We start from the raw sequence: 13,453 nt of genomic DNA on the forward strand, positions 1-13,453 counted from the left end.
AACAGATATGGCTCGTGTCAAGCGCGGCGTGACCGCCCATGCCCGTCACAAGAAGGTCCTGGACCTCGCCAAGGGCTATGTGGGGCGCAGCTCCACCACCTATCGCGCGGCCCTGCAGCGCGTCGAGAAGGCGCTCCAGTACGCCTATCGCGACCGCCGCAACAAGAAGCGCGATTTCCGCGGCCTGTGGATCCAGCGCATCAACGCCGCCACGCGTGAGCATGGGATGACCTATTCCCAGTTCATCGCGGGCATCAAGGCCGCCGGCATCGAGATGGACCGCAAGGTGCTCGCGGCCCTCGCCTTCGACGAGCCGGCGGCGTTTGCCGCCATCGTCGAGAAGGCCAAGGCCGCCCGCCCCACCGCCTGATCGCGGTCGGACGACGAGGTTCCAGGGGCCGCGGCGCGCGAGCGTTCGCGGCCCCTTTTTCGTTCAAACAAGGGTTTCTCCATGTCGGATGATCTCGCGGCGCTGGCCGCCAGCACCGAAGCCGACCTCGCCGCCGCCGGCGACCTGCGCGCACTCGATGCCGTGCGCGTCGCGGTCCTTGGCAAGTCCGGCGCGCTGACCGCCCTCCTCAAGGGCCTGGGCGCCATCCCGGCCGAGCAGCGCAAGGAGCGCGGCGCCGCCGTGAACGCGCTGAAGCTCCAGCTCGAAGCCGCCATCGAGGCGCGGAAATCCGTGCTGGAAGCTGCCGCGCTGGATGCGAAGCTCGCCGCCGAGACGCAGGACATGTCCCTGCCCCCGCGCCCATTCGCACCCGGCGGGACCGGCGGCATCCACCCCATCTCCCGCACCATCGAGGAGCTGACGGCAATCTTCGGCGCCATGGGCTTCAAGGTGGTGGAAGGCCCGGACATCGAGGGCGACTGGTACAATTTCGCGGCGCTCAACATTCCCGACCACCACCCTGCCCGGCAGGACCAGGACACCTTCTACCTGCCCGGCCTGATCGACGGCCGCCGCACCGTGCTCCGCACGCAGACCTCGCCGCTGCAGATCCGCACCATGATCGGCCAGGCCCCGCCCATCCGCGTGATCGCCCCTGGCCGCACCTATCGCGCCGATCATGACGCGACGCATTCGCCCATGTTCCACCAGGTCGAGGGGCTGGTGATCGATCGCGGCATCACGCTCGGCCATCTCAAGGGCTGCCTCACGGATTTCCTGCGCAGCTTCTTCGGCATCGCGGACCTGCCGGTGCGGTTCCGCAGCAGCTACTTTCCCTTCACCGAGCCCTCGATGGAGGTGGATATCGGCTGGAACCGCAAGACGGGCGAACTCGGCGCCGGCACCGACTGGCTGGAGATCCTGGGCAGCGGCATGGTGCATCCCCGCGTGCTCGCCAATTGCGGCCTGGATGCGCGCGAGTGGCAGGGCTTCGCCTTTGGCATGGGCATCGAGCGCATCACCATGCTGAAGCACGGCATGGCTGATCTGCGGCCCTTCTTCGAGGGCGACGCGCGCTGGCTCTCGCATTACGGAACCAACCCGCTGGCGCCAGCCTCGCTCCATGAGGGCGTGTGAGATGGCGAGCACAGCCCACATCGAATGCGCTCGCACAGCGACCGCCGCCGCCCAACCGACCTCCCAATCTGCGCGCCCGTCGCGCGGCGAAGCCAAGGCCGCGGACGCGGCCGCGTCACGCCAACGGCGTGCCTCCGCACGACGCGTTTGAGGGCCTAGAAAATGAAGTTTCCGCTCTCTTGGCTGCGTGAGCATCTCGAGACCGAGGCCACGCTCGATCAGCTCAGCACCACCCTCTCCGCCATCGGCATCGAGGTCGAAGGCATTGAGGATCGCGCCGCCGCGCTGGCCCATTTCCGCATCGCCCGCGTGATCGAGGCGGTGCAGCACCCCAATGCCGACCGCCTGCGCGCGCTGCGCGTGGATGTGGGCGATGGGCGCGAGCTTTCCGTCGTCTGCGGCGCGCCCAATGCGCGCACCGGCATGCTGGGCGTGGCCGCGCTGCCCGGCGCCTTCATCCCGGGCACCGGCATCACGCTCAAGGCCGGCGAGATCCGCGGCGTGAAGAGCGAGGCGATGATGCTCTCCGCCCGCGAGATGGGCCTGGGCGACGACCATTCCGGCATCGTGGACCTGCCCGAGGACGCGCCGCTCGGCGCGCGCTACGTGGATTATGCGGGCCTCGACGACCCGATCATCGAGATCAAGGTGACGCCCAATCGCGGCGACGCCCTCAGCGTGCGCGGCGTGGCGCGCGACCTCGCCGCCGCCGGCCTCGGCCGCCTCAAGCCCTGGGCCGCGCCTGCCATCACGCCCGCCTATGAGACGCCGCTGCAGTGGCGCATCGAGGACCCACGCGCCTGCACCTGGGTGCTCGGCCGCGCCGTGCGGGGCGTGACGAACGGCCCCTCTCCCGCCTGGCTGCAGGACCGCCTGACGGCCATCGGCCTGCGCCCCATCTCGGCCCTGGTGGATGTGACCAACTGGTTCACCTTCGCCCTCGGCCGCCCGCTGCATGTCTTCGACGTGGCCAAGGTGAAGGGCAACACCCTCGCCATGCGCATGGCCCGCCCGGGCGAGGAACTGGCCGCGCTGAACGGCAAGACCTACGCGCTGACCGAGGAGGACGGCATCATCGCCGATGCCGCGGGCCCCGAGGCGCTGGGCGGCATCATCGGCGGCGAGCATTCCGGCTGTGATGAGAGCACCACCGAATGCTTCATCGAGTGCGCCCTCTTCGACCCGGTGCGCGTGGCGCTCAGCGGCCGGCGCCACAATGTCTTCACCGATGCCCGCGCCCGCTTCGAGCGCGGCCTGGACCAGTCCCTGCCGCCCGCCGCGCTCGATGCCGCCACAGCGATGATCATCGAGCTCTGCGGCGGCGAGGCGAGCACGGTCAGCGAGGCCGGCCACGCCCCCGCCTGGCGGCGCACCGCCACACTGCGCTTCGAGCGCCTCGCCGGCCTCGGTGGCCTGGCCATCGCGCCCGACCTCGCGGTGGAACGGCTGGAAGCGCTGGGCTTCACCGCGACCGAGCGCGATGAGACGCAGGTGACGGTCGCCGTGCCGCCCTGGCGCAACGATATCGCGGCCGCCATCCATCTCGACCAGGACCCGACGCTGGAGGCCGAACGCGCGCGCATCGCCGCCGAGGGCTGCGCCGCCGTGGAGGCGGAATGCGACCTGGTGGAGGAAGTGCTGCGCCTGGGCGGTTTGGACGCCGTGCCCTCCGTCTCGCTGCCCGTCGCCTCGCCCGTGCCGCTGCCCGCGCTCGACGCGAAGCAGGTGCGCGCCGCGCTGGCCCGCCGCGTCATGGCCGCGCGCGGGATGCAGGAGGCGGTGACCTACGGCTTCATCGAGCAGCGCGTGGCCGCGATGTTCGGCGAAACACCCGAGAGCCTGCGCCTCGAGAATCCGATCGCGTCCGACCTCGACCAGATGCGCCCCACGCCGATCGCCTCGCTGGCGCTGGCGGCGGCGGAAAACGCCGCGCGCGGCTTCGCCGATGTGGCGCTCTGCGAGCTGGGCGGCGGCTATCGCGACACGACGCCCAACGGCCAGCTCGCCATGGCCTGCGGCCTGCGCGCGGGCGCGACGCCCGCCAATTGGGCTGCCCCTGCGCGGCCAGTGGAAGCGCTGGACGCCAAGGGCGATGCGCTGGCGGTGCTGGAGGCGCTCGCCGTCCCCATGGCCGCGCTCCAGGTCACGACCGATGCGCCGGGCTACTACCATCCCGGCCGCTCCGGCGTGCTGCGCCAGGGGCCGAAGGTGGTGCTGGCCCATTTCGGCCAGCTCCATCCGCGCCTTTGCGCGGCGCTCGACCTGCCGGCCGGCAGCGTCGCCTTCGAGGTCTTCCTCGACGCGATCCCCGAGCCCAAGCGCCGCAGGAAATCCGCGCCCGATCTCTCAGCCTTCCAGCCGGTCCGGCGCGACTTCGCCTTCCTGGTGGATGCGAATGTGCCCGCGGAAAAGCTCACCCGCGCGGCCGCGGGCGCCGAGCGCGCGCTGATCACCGACGTCACGCTCTTCGACCGCTACGCGGGCGATCGCCTGCCGGAAGGCAAGGTCAGCCTGGCCATCCAGGTGACGCTCCAGCCGCGCGAGCGCACGCTGACCGATGCGGAGATCGAGGCCGTGGCGGCCAAGATCGTGGCCGCCGTCGTGAAGGCGACCGGAGCCGCTCTTCGCGGGTGAACCGCATCGCTTCGGTTGACAGTTTCCGGGGGGACGATTACGACCCCCCGCGTTGGCGGCGTAGCTCAGCTGGTTAGAGCACGGCACTCATAATGCCGGGGTCAGCGGTTCAAGTCCGCTCGCCGCTACCAACCTCCCTCCTGAACCTCTACGCGGCCCGGCTCCATCACGTGGGGCAGGGAAAAATCGCGGCTACCTGGCTCACATGGCCGTTGCTGACCGTCGCCGGGCCTGTGGTCGGCCCAACGCCCTGCCGAAGCGCCGCGTCCCCCCCGGGGTCACGCACGCCACCGTGCCGTGGCCGCCGGGCGGGATGCCAACGATGGTGCGCAGCAGCGTGAACCCCTGCTGCGCGCCGACCGTGGCGGCGGAGCCGGTGGGGAATCGGGGTTCCGGCATCGGAGCATCCTCTTTGCCGTCGCGGCATGGCCAGCCCCCTTCCTCCCGGTCCAATCGGTGGCGCCGATGAGCGCGATCAGCCTTCGCCCCCGCCATTGAAGCGCGCATCGGCCCCGGCCATCACCGCCGCCATCTCGGCCGCATTCGCCACCTCCACCAGCCCATCGCCGCGATCGAGGCCCAGGCGCCGGCGGAACAGGAAGAGCAGCGCCACGCGCACCTCCACCACCGCCTCGCCGCCCTCCATCCCGTAATCCGCCGCCACCACGCGCTGCTGCGCCGCGTTGAGGCGTGAGGCCGGCCGCAGCCGCACCGCGAAGCGCCGCTCCCAATCCGGATCTTCCGGCAGCGGCCCTGCCGCGCGCGCCTCGCCCAGTTCCAGCATGCGCGGGAAGAGCAGGTGCTCGTGCCGCCCCGCACCATGGTTCCAGGCGCGCAGGTGCCAGCGCAGCCCGTCGCTCGCGAAGGCCACCGGCGAGATCCAGCGCCAGGCGGGCTCCGGCAGGTTCATCGGCTGGTAGAGCACATGCAGCGCCTGCCCCTCGCGCTGCGCCTCGGCCAGGCGCCGCAGCAGCCAGGGGTCCAGCCGGCGCGCCGGCAGCGGCATGATCTCCACGGGAAGGCCATGTCGCGCCTCGGCATCGCGCAGCCAGGCCTCTGCGCTCGGCTCGCCGAACAGGGGGCGGAAATCCGGCCCCGCCAGATAGGTCTTCTCCCGCGTGTCGTAGCGCAGATTGCCGGGCGCCCGCGCCTGGTAGTCGCGCAGGTCGTTCGTCGCCTGCGGCACCGAAATCCCAAAGCGGCGGATGAGCGCGGCTCGGTTCACCCGCCCCTCCCAGAAGGCGGCGAGGTCAATGGCGCGCAGCCGCGCCTCCTGGCTCCAGCGGAGGTCGGGCGGGCGGGACGGAACCGATTCGCTGCCGATCATGCGCATAGAAACTATGTTGACGTGGTTTGCACAATACGAATAAAAAATACGCGGACCAATCAACCGGCCCAGACTCGTCACGACGCAACGCTTTCGGACCCTCCGGAAGCGAGAGGAGGAGATTTGCCCATGCTCAACCCCTTGAAACGCCTGCTTCCCGCGCTGCTGCTCGTCGCCCTGCTGCCGGCCTGCGCCACCATCACGACCGGCACCAGCCAGAGCATCGCGGTGATGACGGAGCCCCCCGGCGCCAGCTGCACCCTCTCGCGCGATGGCGGCGTCATCGCCGTCGTGAATCCGACGCCGGGGACGGTCACCGTGAGCAAGTCCACCCGCGACATCGCGGTGAATTGCAGCCGCCCCGGCCACCTGCCCGGCGTGGCCAGCCACACGGCACAGTTCCAGGGCATGACCGTGGGCAATGTCCTGCTCGGCGGGCTGATCGGCTTCGGCATCGATGCCGCCTCGGGCGCGCTCTCCTATTACCCGGCGAGCCTCACCCTCGCGCTGCCCCCCGAGACCTTCGCGACCGAACAGAGCCGCGAAAGCTTCTTCACCCAGCGCCAGGCCGAGACGCGGCGCATCTTCGACGAGCGCATCCGCGCCGTGGACACCGGCTGCGGCCCCGGCGAGCGCGCCGCCTGCAACGAGCGCATGCAGGCCCTCTCCCGCGAGCGGGACGAGGAACTGGCCCGGCTGAATGCGCTGCGCCTCGTCACCCGCGTGGGGGCCTGAGCCACCCCCATGCACCCGCTTCCCGCCCTCCTGCCCCGAGGCGTCGCAGAGACGGGCCTGCGGCTGCCGCGCCGGCGCGCGCTGTCGGCCGATCAGGGCCAGCGCATCGATCATCGCCGGGCCGATCCGGATCGCGGTCTTCCAGCCAAGACAAGGATCATCCGCCTGATCGGCCACAGCGTGAGCGCGCCCCCGGCGGCGGCCCCGCAGCGCGCCCTCCCGGGCACGACCGAGGCCCGAAGGGAAGCCGCATGACCGAGGAGCGCAAGGCCGCCCTCCGCGCGCTGCTCGCCCGCGTCGAGGCCGAGATCGGCCCGAACCGGCAATTGGATGCCGAGATCGCGCGCTTCTACCTGCCCGCGGGCGCGGAATACATCACGCGCCAGGGTGACGGCTGGCACTACCGCCTCTTCGGCCCCGACGGCTGGGAGGAGGAGTGGGTGGCGATCCCGCGCTACACCGCCCTGACCGACGACGCGGCCACCACGCGGCCGCATGGTTGGCAATGGATCAGCGGCAGCGCCGGCAGCGCGACGGTGTATCGGAACGCGACGCCCAACGCCCCGCGCTGCACGGGCGAGGGCGCAACCGCCGCGCTTGCCCTGCTCGCCGCAGGCATGCGCGCCACGCTGCTGGACATGGAAGGCGGCGCGGCGTGAGCGCCGTGGACACGGAGCCGTGGCCCCGGCGCGCGTGCCGAGGCGCCGGCACGGCTGAACGCACCCCGCCTCGTCATCCGCATCCGGCCTGACGGCCCCTCCCCCCTTTGTCGCCAGAGAACCGATGATCCAGCTGCCCCGCTTCCTGCCCGCCGTCATCGCCCTCGCCGAGCAGGCCGGGCGCATGCTTGCCGCCGAATTCACCCGCGCCCTGGGCCCGCGCGGCGCGGGCGGCCATGCGCCCGTGGATGACGCGATCGAGGCCATGCTCCGCCCCGCCCTGCTCACCCTGCTCCCCGCCGCCTGGCGCGGCGAGGAGACGGGCGTCGCCCCCGGTCCCGGGAATGGTTTCTGCTGGCTGGTGGATCCGCAGGACGGCACCAGCGCCTTCCTCGCCGGGCAGCGGGGCAGCGCCGTCTCCATCGCGCTGCTGCAAGAGGGGCGGCCCGTGCTGGGCGTGGTGCACGCACCCCTGCCGCCCGATCGCGGACCCGACACCATCGCCTGGGCGGGAGGCCTGGAGCACCTGCTGCGCGACGGCGCGCCCTGCCGGCATCGCCTGGCGGGCACGCGCCTCTCGGCCGGCGACGTGGTGCTGATGGCACCCGCCGCCGCGCGCTTCCCGCTCGGCAATGGCCGCGCACTGTATCCGGCGCGCTTCGTGGCCCACCCCTCCATCGCCTATCGACTGGCGCGCGTGGCCGCCGGGGATGCGACCGCCGCGGCCTCCGTCATCCCGACCAGCGGCTGGGACTACGCGGCCGGCCACGCCCTGCTCCGCGGCGCGGGCGGCGTGCTGCTGGACGAGGCCGGCCGCCCCGTGACCTACGGCGAGGGCGGTGAAAGCCAGGCGCATCGCTGCTTCGGGGCGGCGCCAGGCGTGGCGCGCGAGCTCTCCGGCCGCGACTGGGGCGCCATCGGCGCCGCGAGCCCCCTGCCGCCCCGCACCAGCCCCGGCTGGCCGCGCCGCGGCTGGGATGCGGCGCTGGACCGTTCGCTGGGCTGCCTCTTCGGCCAGGTGGCCGGTGACTCGCTCGGCTCCCTCGTCGAGTTCAAGACGCCGGCCGAGATCGCCCGCCGCCACCCCCAGGGTCTGCGTGACCTCGCCGATGGCGGCACCTGGAGCACCATGGCCGGCCAACCCACGGATGACAGCGAATTGGCGCTCGACCTCGCGCGCACGCTGGCCGGCCGGGCCACGTGGTCGGCCGAGGCGGTGGCCATCGCCTATGCCGGCTGGTACGCCTCCCACCCCTTCGACATCGGCGGCACCACGGCCCAGGCGCTCTCCGCCGCGGCCCGCGCACCGGAGGGCCAGGTGGCTGAAGCCGCCCGTCGCGCTGGCAACATGTTCAGCCGCGCCAATGGCGCGCTGATGCGCTGCGCGCCCATGGGACTCTGGGCCGTTGATCCGGTGGCGGCGGCCGAAGCGGCGCGGGACGAAGCCGCCCTGACCCACCCCAACGTCATGTGCGAGGCCGCTTCCGCCGGCTTCGTCGCCGCCATCGCCACCGCCCTCGCCGGGGGCGACGCCGCCGCGATGCTCGAGGCGGCCGAGGCCGAGCTGGAGCATGATGCGCCGGACGAGCTGCGCTTGACGCTCAACCTGGCACGGCAGGGCGAGGGGCCCGCCAGCTTCACGCACCAGCAGGGCTATGTGCGGATCGCCTTCCAGAACGCGTTCCGGCACCTGGCGCAGGGCACGCCGCTCGAGGAAGCGCTGGTGCGGACCGTCGCCGAGGGCGGCGACACCGACACCAATGCCGCCATCTGCGGCGCGCTGCTCGGCGCGGCGCAGGGCAGCACCGCTGTTCCGATGCGCTGGCGCATGGCGATCCAGTCCTGCCGTCCGATCGAGGAACTGGGCGCGCTGCAGCCCCGCCCGCCGCGCTACTGGCCCGATGACCTGCCCGCCCTGGCCGAAGCCCTGCTGCGGCGCGACTGACCAGCGTCGCGCGCCTCTGGTATCCTGCCCCCTCAGCAAGAGTGTTCCACCATGCGCCTTCTTCACACCGCGGACTGGCATCTGGGCCGCGCGCTCTGCGGACAATCCTTCCACGCCGAGCAGGAGCGCCTGCTCACCGGCGCCTTCCTCGACATCCTGCGCGAGACGAAGCCCGACGCCGTGCTGCTGGCGGGCGATATCTATGACCGCGCCCTGCCGCCAGCCGATTCCGTGGAACTGCTGGACGAGGTGCTGCAACGCATCGTGCGCGGCCTCGGCATCCCCGTGGTGATGATCGCGGGCAATCACGATGACGAGCGACGCCTCGCCTTCGGCTCCCGCCTGCTGCGCGATGCGGGCCTGCATATCTGCGACAGCGCGATGGGCTGCGCCTTCCCCTTCGAGGACGCGCATGGCCCGGTCTCCATCCTCGCCGCCGGCTACGGCACGCCGGCGCTCCTCGCCCAGCTCTTCGGCGCGGAGGCGGGCATCACCACGCATGATGCGGGCTTCGCCGCCGTCACGGCGCATCTGCGCGGCCTCGCGCCGCGCAGCGCGCGAAGCGTCGTCGTCGCGCACGCCTTCGTCTCCGGCGGCCTGACCAGCGAGAGCGAGCGGATGCTCCAGGTGGGCGGCAGCGGCGCCGTCTCGGCGGCGCATCTGGCGGGCTTCCACTACACCGCCCTCGGCCACCTGCATCGCCGCCAGAGCATGGCGGAGGGCCGCATCGCCTATTCCGGCTCGCCGCTCGCCTACTCCTTCTCCGAAGCGGGCAGCGCGAAATCCGTGACGCTGGTGGAGCTGGACGCCACCGGCCACGTCACCGCCGAGGAGATCGCGCTGACGCCGCGCCACCCTCTCCGCGTGATCCGCGGCACGCTGGCCGATGTGCTGGCCGCCGCGGACGGCCCGGGCCGCGAGGATTGGCTGCAGGTCATCCTCACCGACCGGCAACTGGGCGCCAAGGCGCTGCTGCAGGAGCGCTACCCCTCCGTGCTGGAGCTCCGCTTCGAATCCCCGCTCACGACGGGCGAGGCCGGCGGCACGACCGGCGCCCGCATGCCGCAGGACCCGCTGGAGGCGCTGATGGCCTTCCGCGCCGCCATCGGCGCGGGCCAACTGGCCGAGGAGGAGCGCGCCGCCGCGATCCAGGCCATCCAGGCCGCCCTGGCCGGGGAGCGCTGAGATGCGCCCCGAGATCCTCCGCCTCGCCGCCTTCGGCGCCTATGCGGCCGAGCAGGCGTTCGACCTCTCCGAGCTCGGCCCGCACCGCCTCTTCCTGATCCATGGCCCCACCGGCGCGGGCAAGACCACGCTGCTGGATGCGATCTGCTTCGCGCTCTTCGGCCAGAGCAGCGGCGAGGAGCGTGGCGCGAGCGACCTGCGCAGCCACCACGCCACCCCCGCGACCGAGACCTTCGTCGAGCTCGACTTCACGCTGGGCGCGCGGCGCTACCGCATCCGCCGCACGCCCGCGCAGAGCATCACCGGCACGCGCGGCAAGCCGGTGCAGCGCGCGCCGCAGGTCACGCTCTGGCAGCGCGGCGCGGATGGCACGCTCGCCGTCCTGGCCGAAAAGACGACACCCGTGGCCGACCGCATCAAGGATATCCTGGGCTACGAGGCCGACGAGTTCCGCCAGGTAGTGCTGCTGCCGCAGGGCCGCTTCCGGGAATTGCTCACGGCGGCACCCAACAAGCGCCAGGACATCCTCGCCACGCTGTTCCACACCGCGCTCTACCAGCGGATCCAGGCGGGTTTCGAGACGATGGAGCGCGAGGCGCGCATCGCGGCGGGCGAGGCGAAGACCCAGCGCGAGACGCTGCTGGCCGAGGCGAAGGCCGAGACGCCCGAGGCCGCCGCCGCGCAGGCCGCCGAGCACGTGACCGCGCTGGAAGAGGCAAGGCGCGCCGCCGCCGCCGCCCATGCGCTGGCCCAGGCCGCCACCTCCGCCCTCGCCGAGGGCCGCCGCAGCGCGGAGCGGCTGAAGGCTGCCGCCGAGGCCGAGGCCACGCTCGCCCAACGCGAGGCCGAGGCGCCCGCCATGGACGCCGAGCGCGAACGCCTCGACGCCGCCCGCCGCGCGCAAGGGCTGGCGGGCGAGGAAGCCACGCTGCGCGCCACGCGCGACGCCGCGCAGGAAGCCGCATCGCGCGCTGAGGCCGCACGGGCGGCGGCGGAACAGGCCCGCGCGCGCCGCGACACCGCAGAACGCGCGCTGGGCGACGAAGCGGCGCGCGCGGCGGAACAAGACGCCGCCACGCGCCGCCAGCATGAACTGGACACGCTGCGCGACCGCGCCGCGTCGCTTGGTGCTTTCGCGCGCCTCATGCGGGAGGCCGACGCGGAACTGACCCGGGCCACCACCGCGCGCGATGCGGCCCGCGCGAGGCTGGAGGCCGCGCGCGGTCAGGCCGAGGCCGCCGCGACCGCCCGGCAGGAGGCGGCGATGTTCGCCGCCCAGCTCGAACCGCGCCGCGCCGCCATGAACCAGGCCGCGCAGCAGGCCGAGGACGCGGCGGCGCTGCAACAGGCCGAGGCCGCGTGGCTCGCCGCGCAGAAGGCGCTGGCCCTGGCCCAGGCCAAGGCGGCGCAAGCGGCCGCGGCGCTGGAGGAGGCCGAGGCGGCCCGCGCCACCGCAGATGCGGCCGCCTGGGCCGCCGCGGCCGGCGAACTCGCGCTGCAACTGCGGCAGGGGGAAGCCTGCGCCGTCTGCGGCAGCACGCATCACCCGCACCCCGCCACGCCCGCCGCGCCGGATGGCGAGGACCGCGCGGCGGCCGCGCGGCGGGCGGAAGCGGCCCGCGCCGCGCATCTCGAGGCCAGCACCCGCCACACCCGTGCCGAGGGCGAGGTGCAGGCCGCCGCCGCACGTCGCGAGGACCTCGCGCGCCGCCTCGTCGCACCGCTGCCGGAGGGCGCCCTCGCCGCCGCGCAGGCCGCCCTGCAGGCCGCCGAGCAAGCCGCGCAGCGCATGCCCGCGCTCGACGCCGCCCTCGCACAGGCCGAGGACGCACGACGCGCCGCCGAGGCCGCGCTGAACGAGACGGAGATGGCCCGCGCGACGGCGCTGGAGACCGCAACCACCGCCCAGGCCACGCATGCGGCGCGCCTTGCGGACCTGCCGCCCGAGGCGCGCGACGAGAGGGCGCTGGCCAGCGCCCTCGCCGCCGCGCGGGCGACGCTCAGCGCTCTCGCCACCGCCCTCGACCGCGACCGCAAGGAACAGGCGGCCGCCGGCGCCGCATGGCACGCCGCCGAGGCCGCCGCCGCCACGGCGGTGACCCAGGCCGAGGCCGCGCAGGCCGCGCTGGAGGCCGGCAAGGCGCGCATGCGCGCGACCTGCGAGGCCGCGGGCTTCGCGACGCTCCAGGCCTATGCCGATGCGCGCCTCGCCCCCGCCGCGATGGAGGAACTGGCCCAGCGCCTCGAGGCATTCCGCCTTCAGCTCGAACTGGCGCGCGCGACGGCCGCACGCACCGCGCAGGATGTGGCGGGCCTGGCCGCCCCCGATCTCGCCACGCTGGAATCCGCGGGGCAGGCCGCCCAGGAAGCCGCCCGCGCCGCAACCGTCCTGGAAGGCGAGGCGCGCGAGCGCGCGGGGCAATCGGCGGGCCTGCTGCAACGCATCCAGGAGGCCGACGCCGCCTTCGCCACCGCGCGCGAGCGCCACGCGATGCTCGATACCCTGCGCCGGCAGACCAGGGGCGACAATGCGCGCAAGCTGGATTTCGAGGGCTTCGTCCTGGCCAGCCTGCTGGACGAGGCGCTGGCCGCGGCAAATGCCCACCTGCACCGCATGATGGCCGGCCGCTATCACCTGGCCCGGCGGGACGAACCGAGCCGGGGCAACATCGCCGTCGGCCTGGAGATCGAAGTCTTCGACGAACACACCGGCCAGTCACGCCCCGCCGGCACGCTCTCGGGCGGCGAGGGCTTCTGCGCGGCGCTGGCCCTGGCGCTCGGCCTCGCCGAGACGGTGCAGGCCCATGCCGGCGCGCGCCCGGTGGACACGCTGCTGATCGACGAGGGCTTCGGCAGCCTGGACGAGGAGGCGCTGGACAAGGCCATGGAGGTGCTGGCCGGCCTGCAGGGCGGCTCACGCCTGGTCGGCATCATCAGCCATGTGACGGAGCTGAAGACGCGCATCGCGGCGCGGCTGGAGGTGACGCCCGGCCTCAGGGGCAGCAGCGCGCGCTTCGTCGTGGGATGATGCGCAAGGGATGTCGTGGGCGGAGCCGCGCAAGGGATGTCGTGGGCGGAGCCGCGCACGAAAAAAGGGCGGCCGTCACGCGGCCGGCCCTTTTGTGGTTCCGCCGCATGGGCTCATCGCATGGTGCAGGTGAAGCGGATCGCGCGGCCCACATCCACCGCGCTCGGCGCGCCCGTGCCGGCCGGGTTGTTCACGCGGATCATCAGGAACGGCACGTCCTTCTGCTCCCAGGCGTTCAGGTCAAGCGTCGCGATGTGGCGCACGACCGGGAAGCGGATGTTGTTGATGATGATCTCGCGGACGGCCAGCATGTTCGCCGTCATCGCGCGGGCGCTGCGGTTCTGGAACTGGCCATGATACCGCACCTGCGCCGTGCGCCCATCGGAGTGCAGATTGGCCTAGGTGTTTGATC

At 73.0% G+C, this 13,453-nt stretch carries 11 protein-coding genes and 1 tRNA gene; 10 read left to right on the top strand and 2 right to left on the bottom strand.

Translation table 11 applies throughout. From position 1 onward, the window contains the following. Window positions 1-7: 7 nt before the first annotated feature. The 4 genes from rplT (at window position 8) to ACQ860_RS10550 (ending at window position 4,293) form a co-directional block, all read left to right on the top strand. Complete coding sequence (rplT, locus tag ACQ860_RS10535) at window positions 8-370, top strand: 50S ribosomal protein L20 (protein ID WP_431303331.1); 363 nt, start codon at window positions 8-10, stop codon at window positions 368-370. An 81-nt stretch (window positions 371-451) separates the two neighbouring features. Then, window positions 452-1,528 carry a phenylalanine--tRNA ligase subunit alpha gene (gene pheS, locus ACQ860_RS10540; RefSeq protein ID WP_431303332.1) on the top strand — a complete coding sequence of 359 codons (1,077 nt, stop codon included), beginning with the start codon at window positions 452-454 and terminating at the stop codon, window positions 1,526-1,528. A gap of 162 nt (window positions 1,529-1,690) precedes the next feature. Continuing rightward, entirely contained in the window at window positions 1,691-4,162 is a 2,472-nt protein-coding gene (pheT, locus tag ACQ860_RS10545; protein WP_431303333.1) for a phenylalanine--tRNA ligase subunit beta, read from the top strand. A gap of 54 nt (window positions 4,163-4,216) precedes the next feature. Next, window positions 4,217-4,293 (top strand) — tRNA-Met (locus ACQ860_RS10550). 344 nt (window positions 4,294-4,637) lie between these two features. On the opposite strand, the gene ACQ860_RS10555 is transcribed toward ACQ860_RS10550, so the two are convergent. Further along, the gene (locus ACQ860_RS10555; RefSeq protein WP_431303334.1) at window positions 4,638-5,489 is read right to left on the bottom strand and encodes a WYL domain-containing protein; all 852 of its coding nucleotides are present in this window, start codon (window positions 5,487-5,489) and stop codon (window positions 4,638-4,640) included. A gap of 141 nt (window positions 5,490-5,630) precedes the next feature. Here ACQ860_RS10555 and ACQ860_RS10560 point away from each other — a divergent pair, with 141 nt between their 5' ends. The 6 genes from ACQ860_RS10560 to ACQ860_RS10585 all read left to right on the top strand — a co-directional run bounded on the left by ACQ860_RS10560 (window position 5,631) and on the right by ACQ860_RS10585 (window position 13,041). Beyond that, on the top strand, window positions 5,631-6,224 hold the full coding sequence (locus ACQ860_RS10560; protein WP_431303335.1) for a hypothetical protein: 594 nt from the start codon (window positions 5,631-5,633) through the stop codon (window positions 6,222-6,224). A 9-nt stretch (window positions 6,225-6,233) separates the two neighbouring features. Continuing rightward, window positions 6,234-6,479, top strand: a complete 246-nt coding sequence (locus ACQ860_RS10565; RefSeq protein ID WP_431303336.1) for a hypothetical protein — start codon at window positions 6,234-6,236, stop codon at window positions 6,477-6,479. After that, a complete protein-coding gene (locus ACQ860_RS10570; RefSeq protein WP_431303337.1) occupies window positions 6,476-6,883 on the top strand; it encodes a hypothetical protein in 408 nt (135 codons plus the stop codon). The genes ACQ860_RS10565 and ACQ860_RS10570 overlap by 4 nt, the downstream gene beginning before the upstream one ends. A gap of 124 nt (window positions 6,884-7,007) precedes the next feature. Continuing rightward, complete coding sequence (locus ACQ860_RS10575; RefSeq protein WP_431303338.1) at window positions 7,008-8,828, top strand: inositol monophosphatase family protein; 1,821 nt, start codon at window positions 7,008-7,010, stop codon at window positions 8,826-8,828. A 51-nt stretch (window positions 8,829-8,879) separates the two neighbouring features. Beyond that, window positions 8,880-10,013, top strand: coding sequence for an exonuclease SbcCD subunit D (locus ACQ860_RS10580; protein ID WP_431303339.1), 1,134 nt, complete (start codon window positions 8,880-8,882; stop codon window positions 10,011-10,013). 1 nt (window position 10,014) lies between these two features. Further along, window positions 10,015-13,041 (top strand): AAA family ATPase, encoded by a 3,027-nt coding sequence (locus ACQ860_RS10585; RefSeq protein ID WP_431303340.1) that lies wholly within the window; start codon window positions 10,015-10,017, stop codon window positions 13,039-13,041. A 113-nt stretch (window positions 13,042-13,154) separates the two neighbouring features. Here ACQ860_RS10585 and ACQ860_RS10590 read toward each other — a convergent pair whose 3' ends face one another. Next, window positions 13,155-13,406, bottom strand: coding sequence for a hypothetical protein (locus tag ACQ860_RS10590; RefSeq protein ID WP_431303341.1), 252 nt, complete (start codon window positions 13,404-13,406; stop codon window positions 13,155-13,157). Window positions 13,407-13,453: the final 47 nt, after the last annotated feature.

The organism is Sediminicoccus sp. BL-A-41-H5 (genome assembly GCF_050632405.1).
Lineage (GTDB): Bacteria > Pseudomonadota > Alphaproteobacteria > Acetobacterales > Acetobacteraceae > Roseococcus.

Coding starts and splice junctions, on each gene's coding strand:
- rplT (WP_431303331.1), top strand. CDS start 8: ATGGCTCGTGTCAAGCGCGGCGTGACCGCCCATGCCCGTCACAAGAAG.
- pheS (WP_431303332.1), top strand. CDS start 452: ATGTCGGATGATCTCGCGGCGCTGGCCGCCAGCACCGAAGCCGACCTC.
- pheT (WP_431303333.1), top strand. CDS start 1,691: ATGAAGTTTCCGCTCTCTTGGCTGCGTGAGCATCTCGAGACCGAGGCC.
- ACQ860_RS10555 (WP_431303334.1), bottom strand. CDS start 5,489: ATGATCGGCAGCGAATCGGTTCCGTCCCGCCCGCCCGACCTCCGCTGG.
- ACQ860_RS10565 (WP_431303336.1), top strand. CDS start 6,234: ATGCACCCGCTTCCCGCCCTCCTGCCCCGAGGCGTCGCAGAGACGGGC.
- ACQ860_RS10570 (WP_431303337.1), top strand. CDS start 6,476: ATGACCGAGGAGCGCAAGGCCGCCCTCCGCGCGCTGCTCGCCCGCGTC.
- ACQ860_RS10575 (WP_431303338.1), top strand. CDS start 7,008: ATGATCCAGCTGCCCCGCTTCCTGCCCGCCGTCATCGCCCTCGCCGAG.
- ACQ860_RS10580 (WP_431303339.1), top strand. CDS start 8,880: ATGCGCCTTCTTCACACCGCGGACTGGCATCTGGGCCGCGCGCTCTGC.
- ACQ860_RS10585 (WP_431303340.1), top strand. CDS start 10,015: ATGCGCCCCGAGATCCTCCGCCTCGCCGCCTTCGGCGCCTATGCGGCC.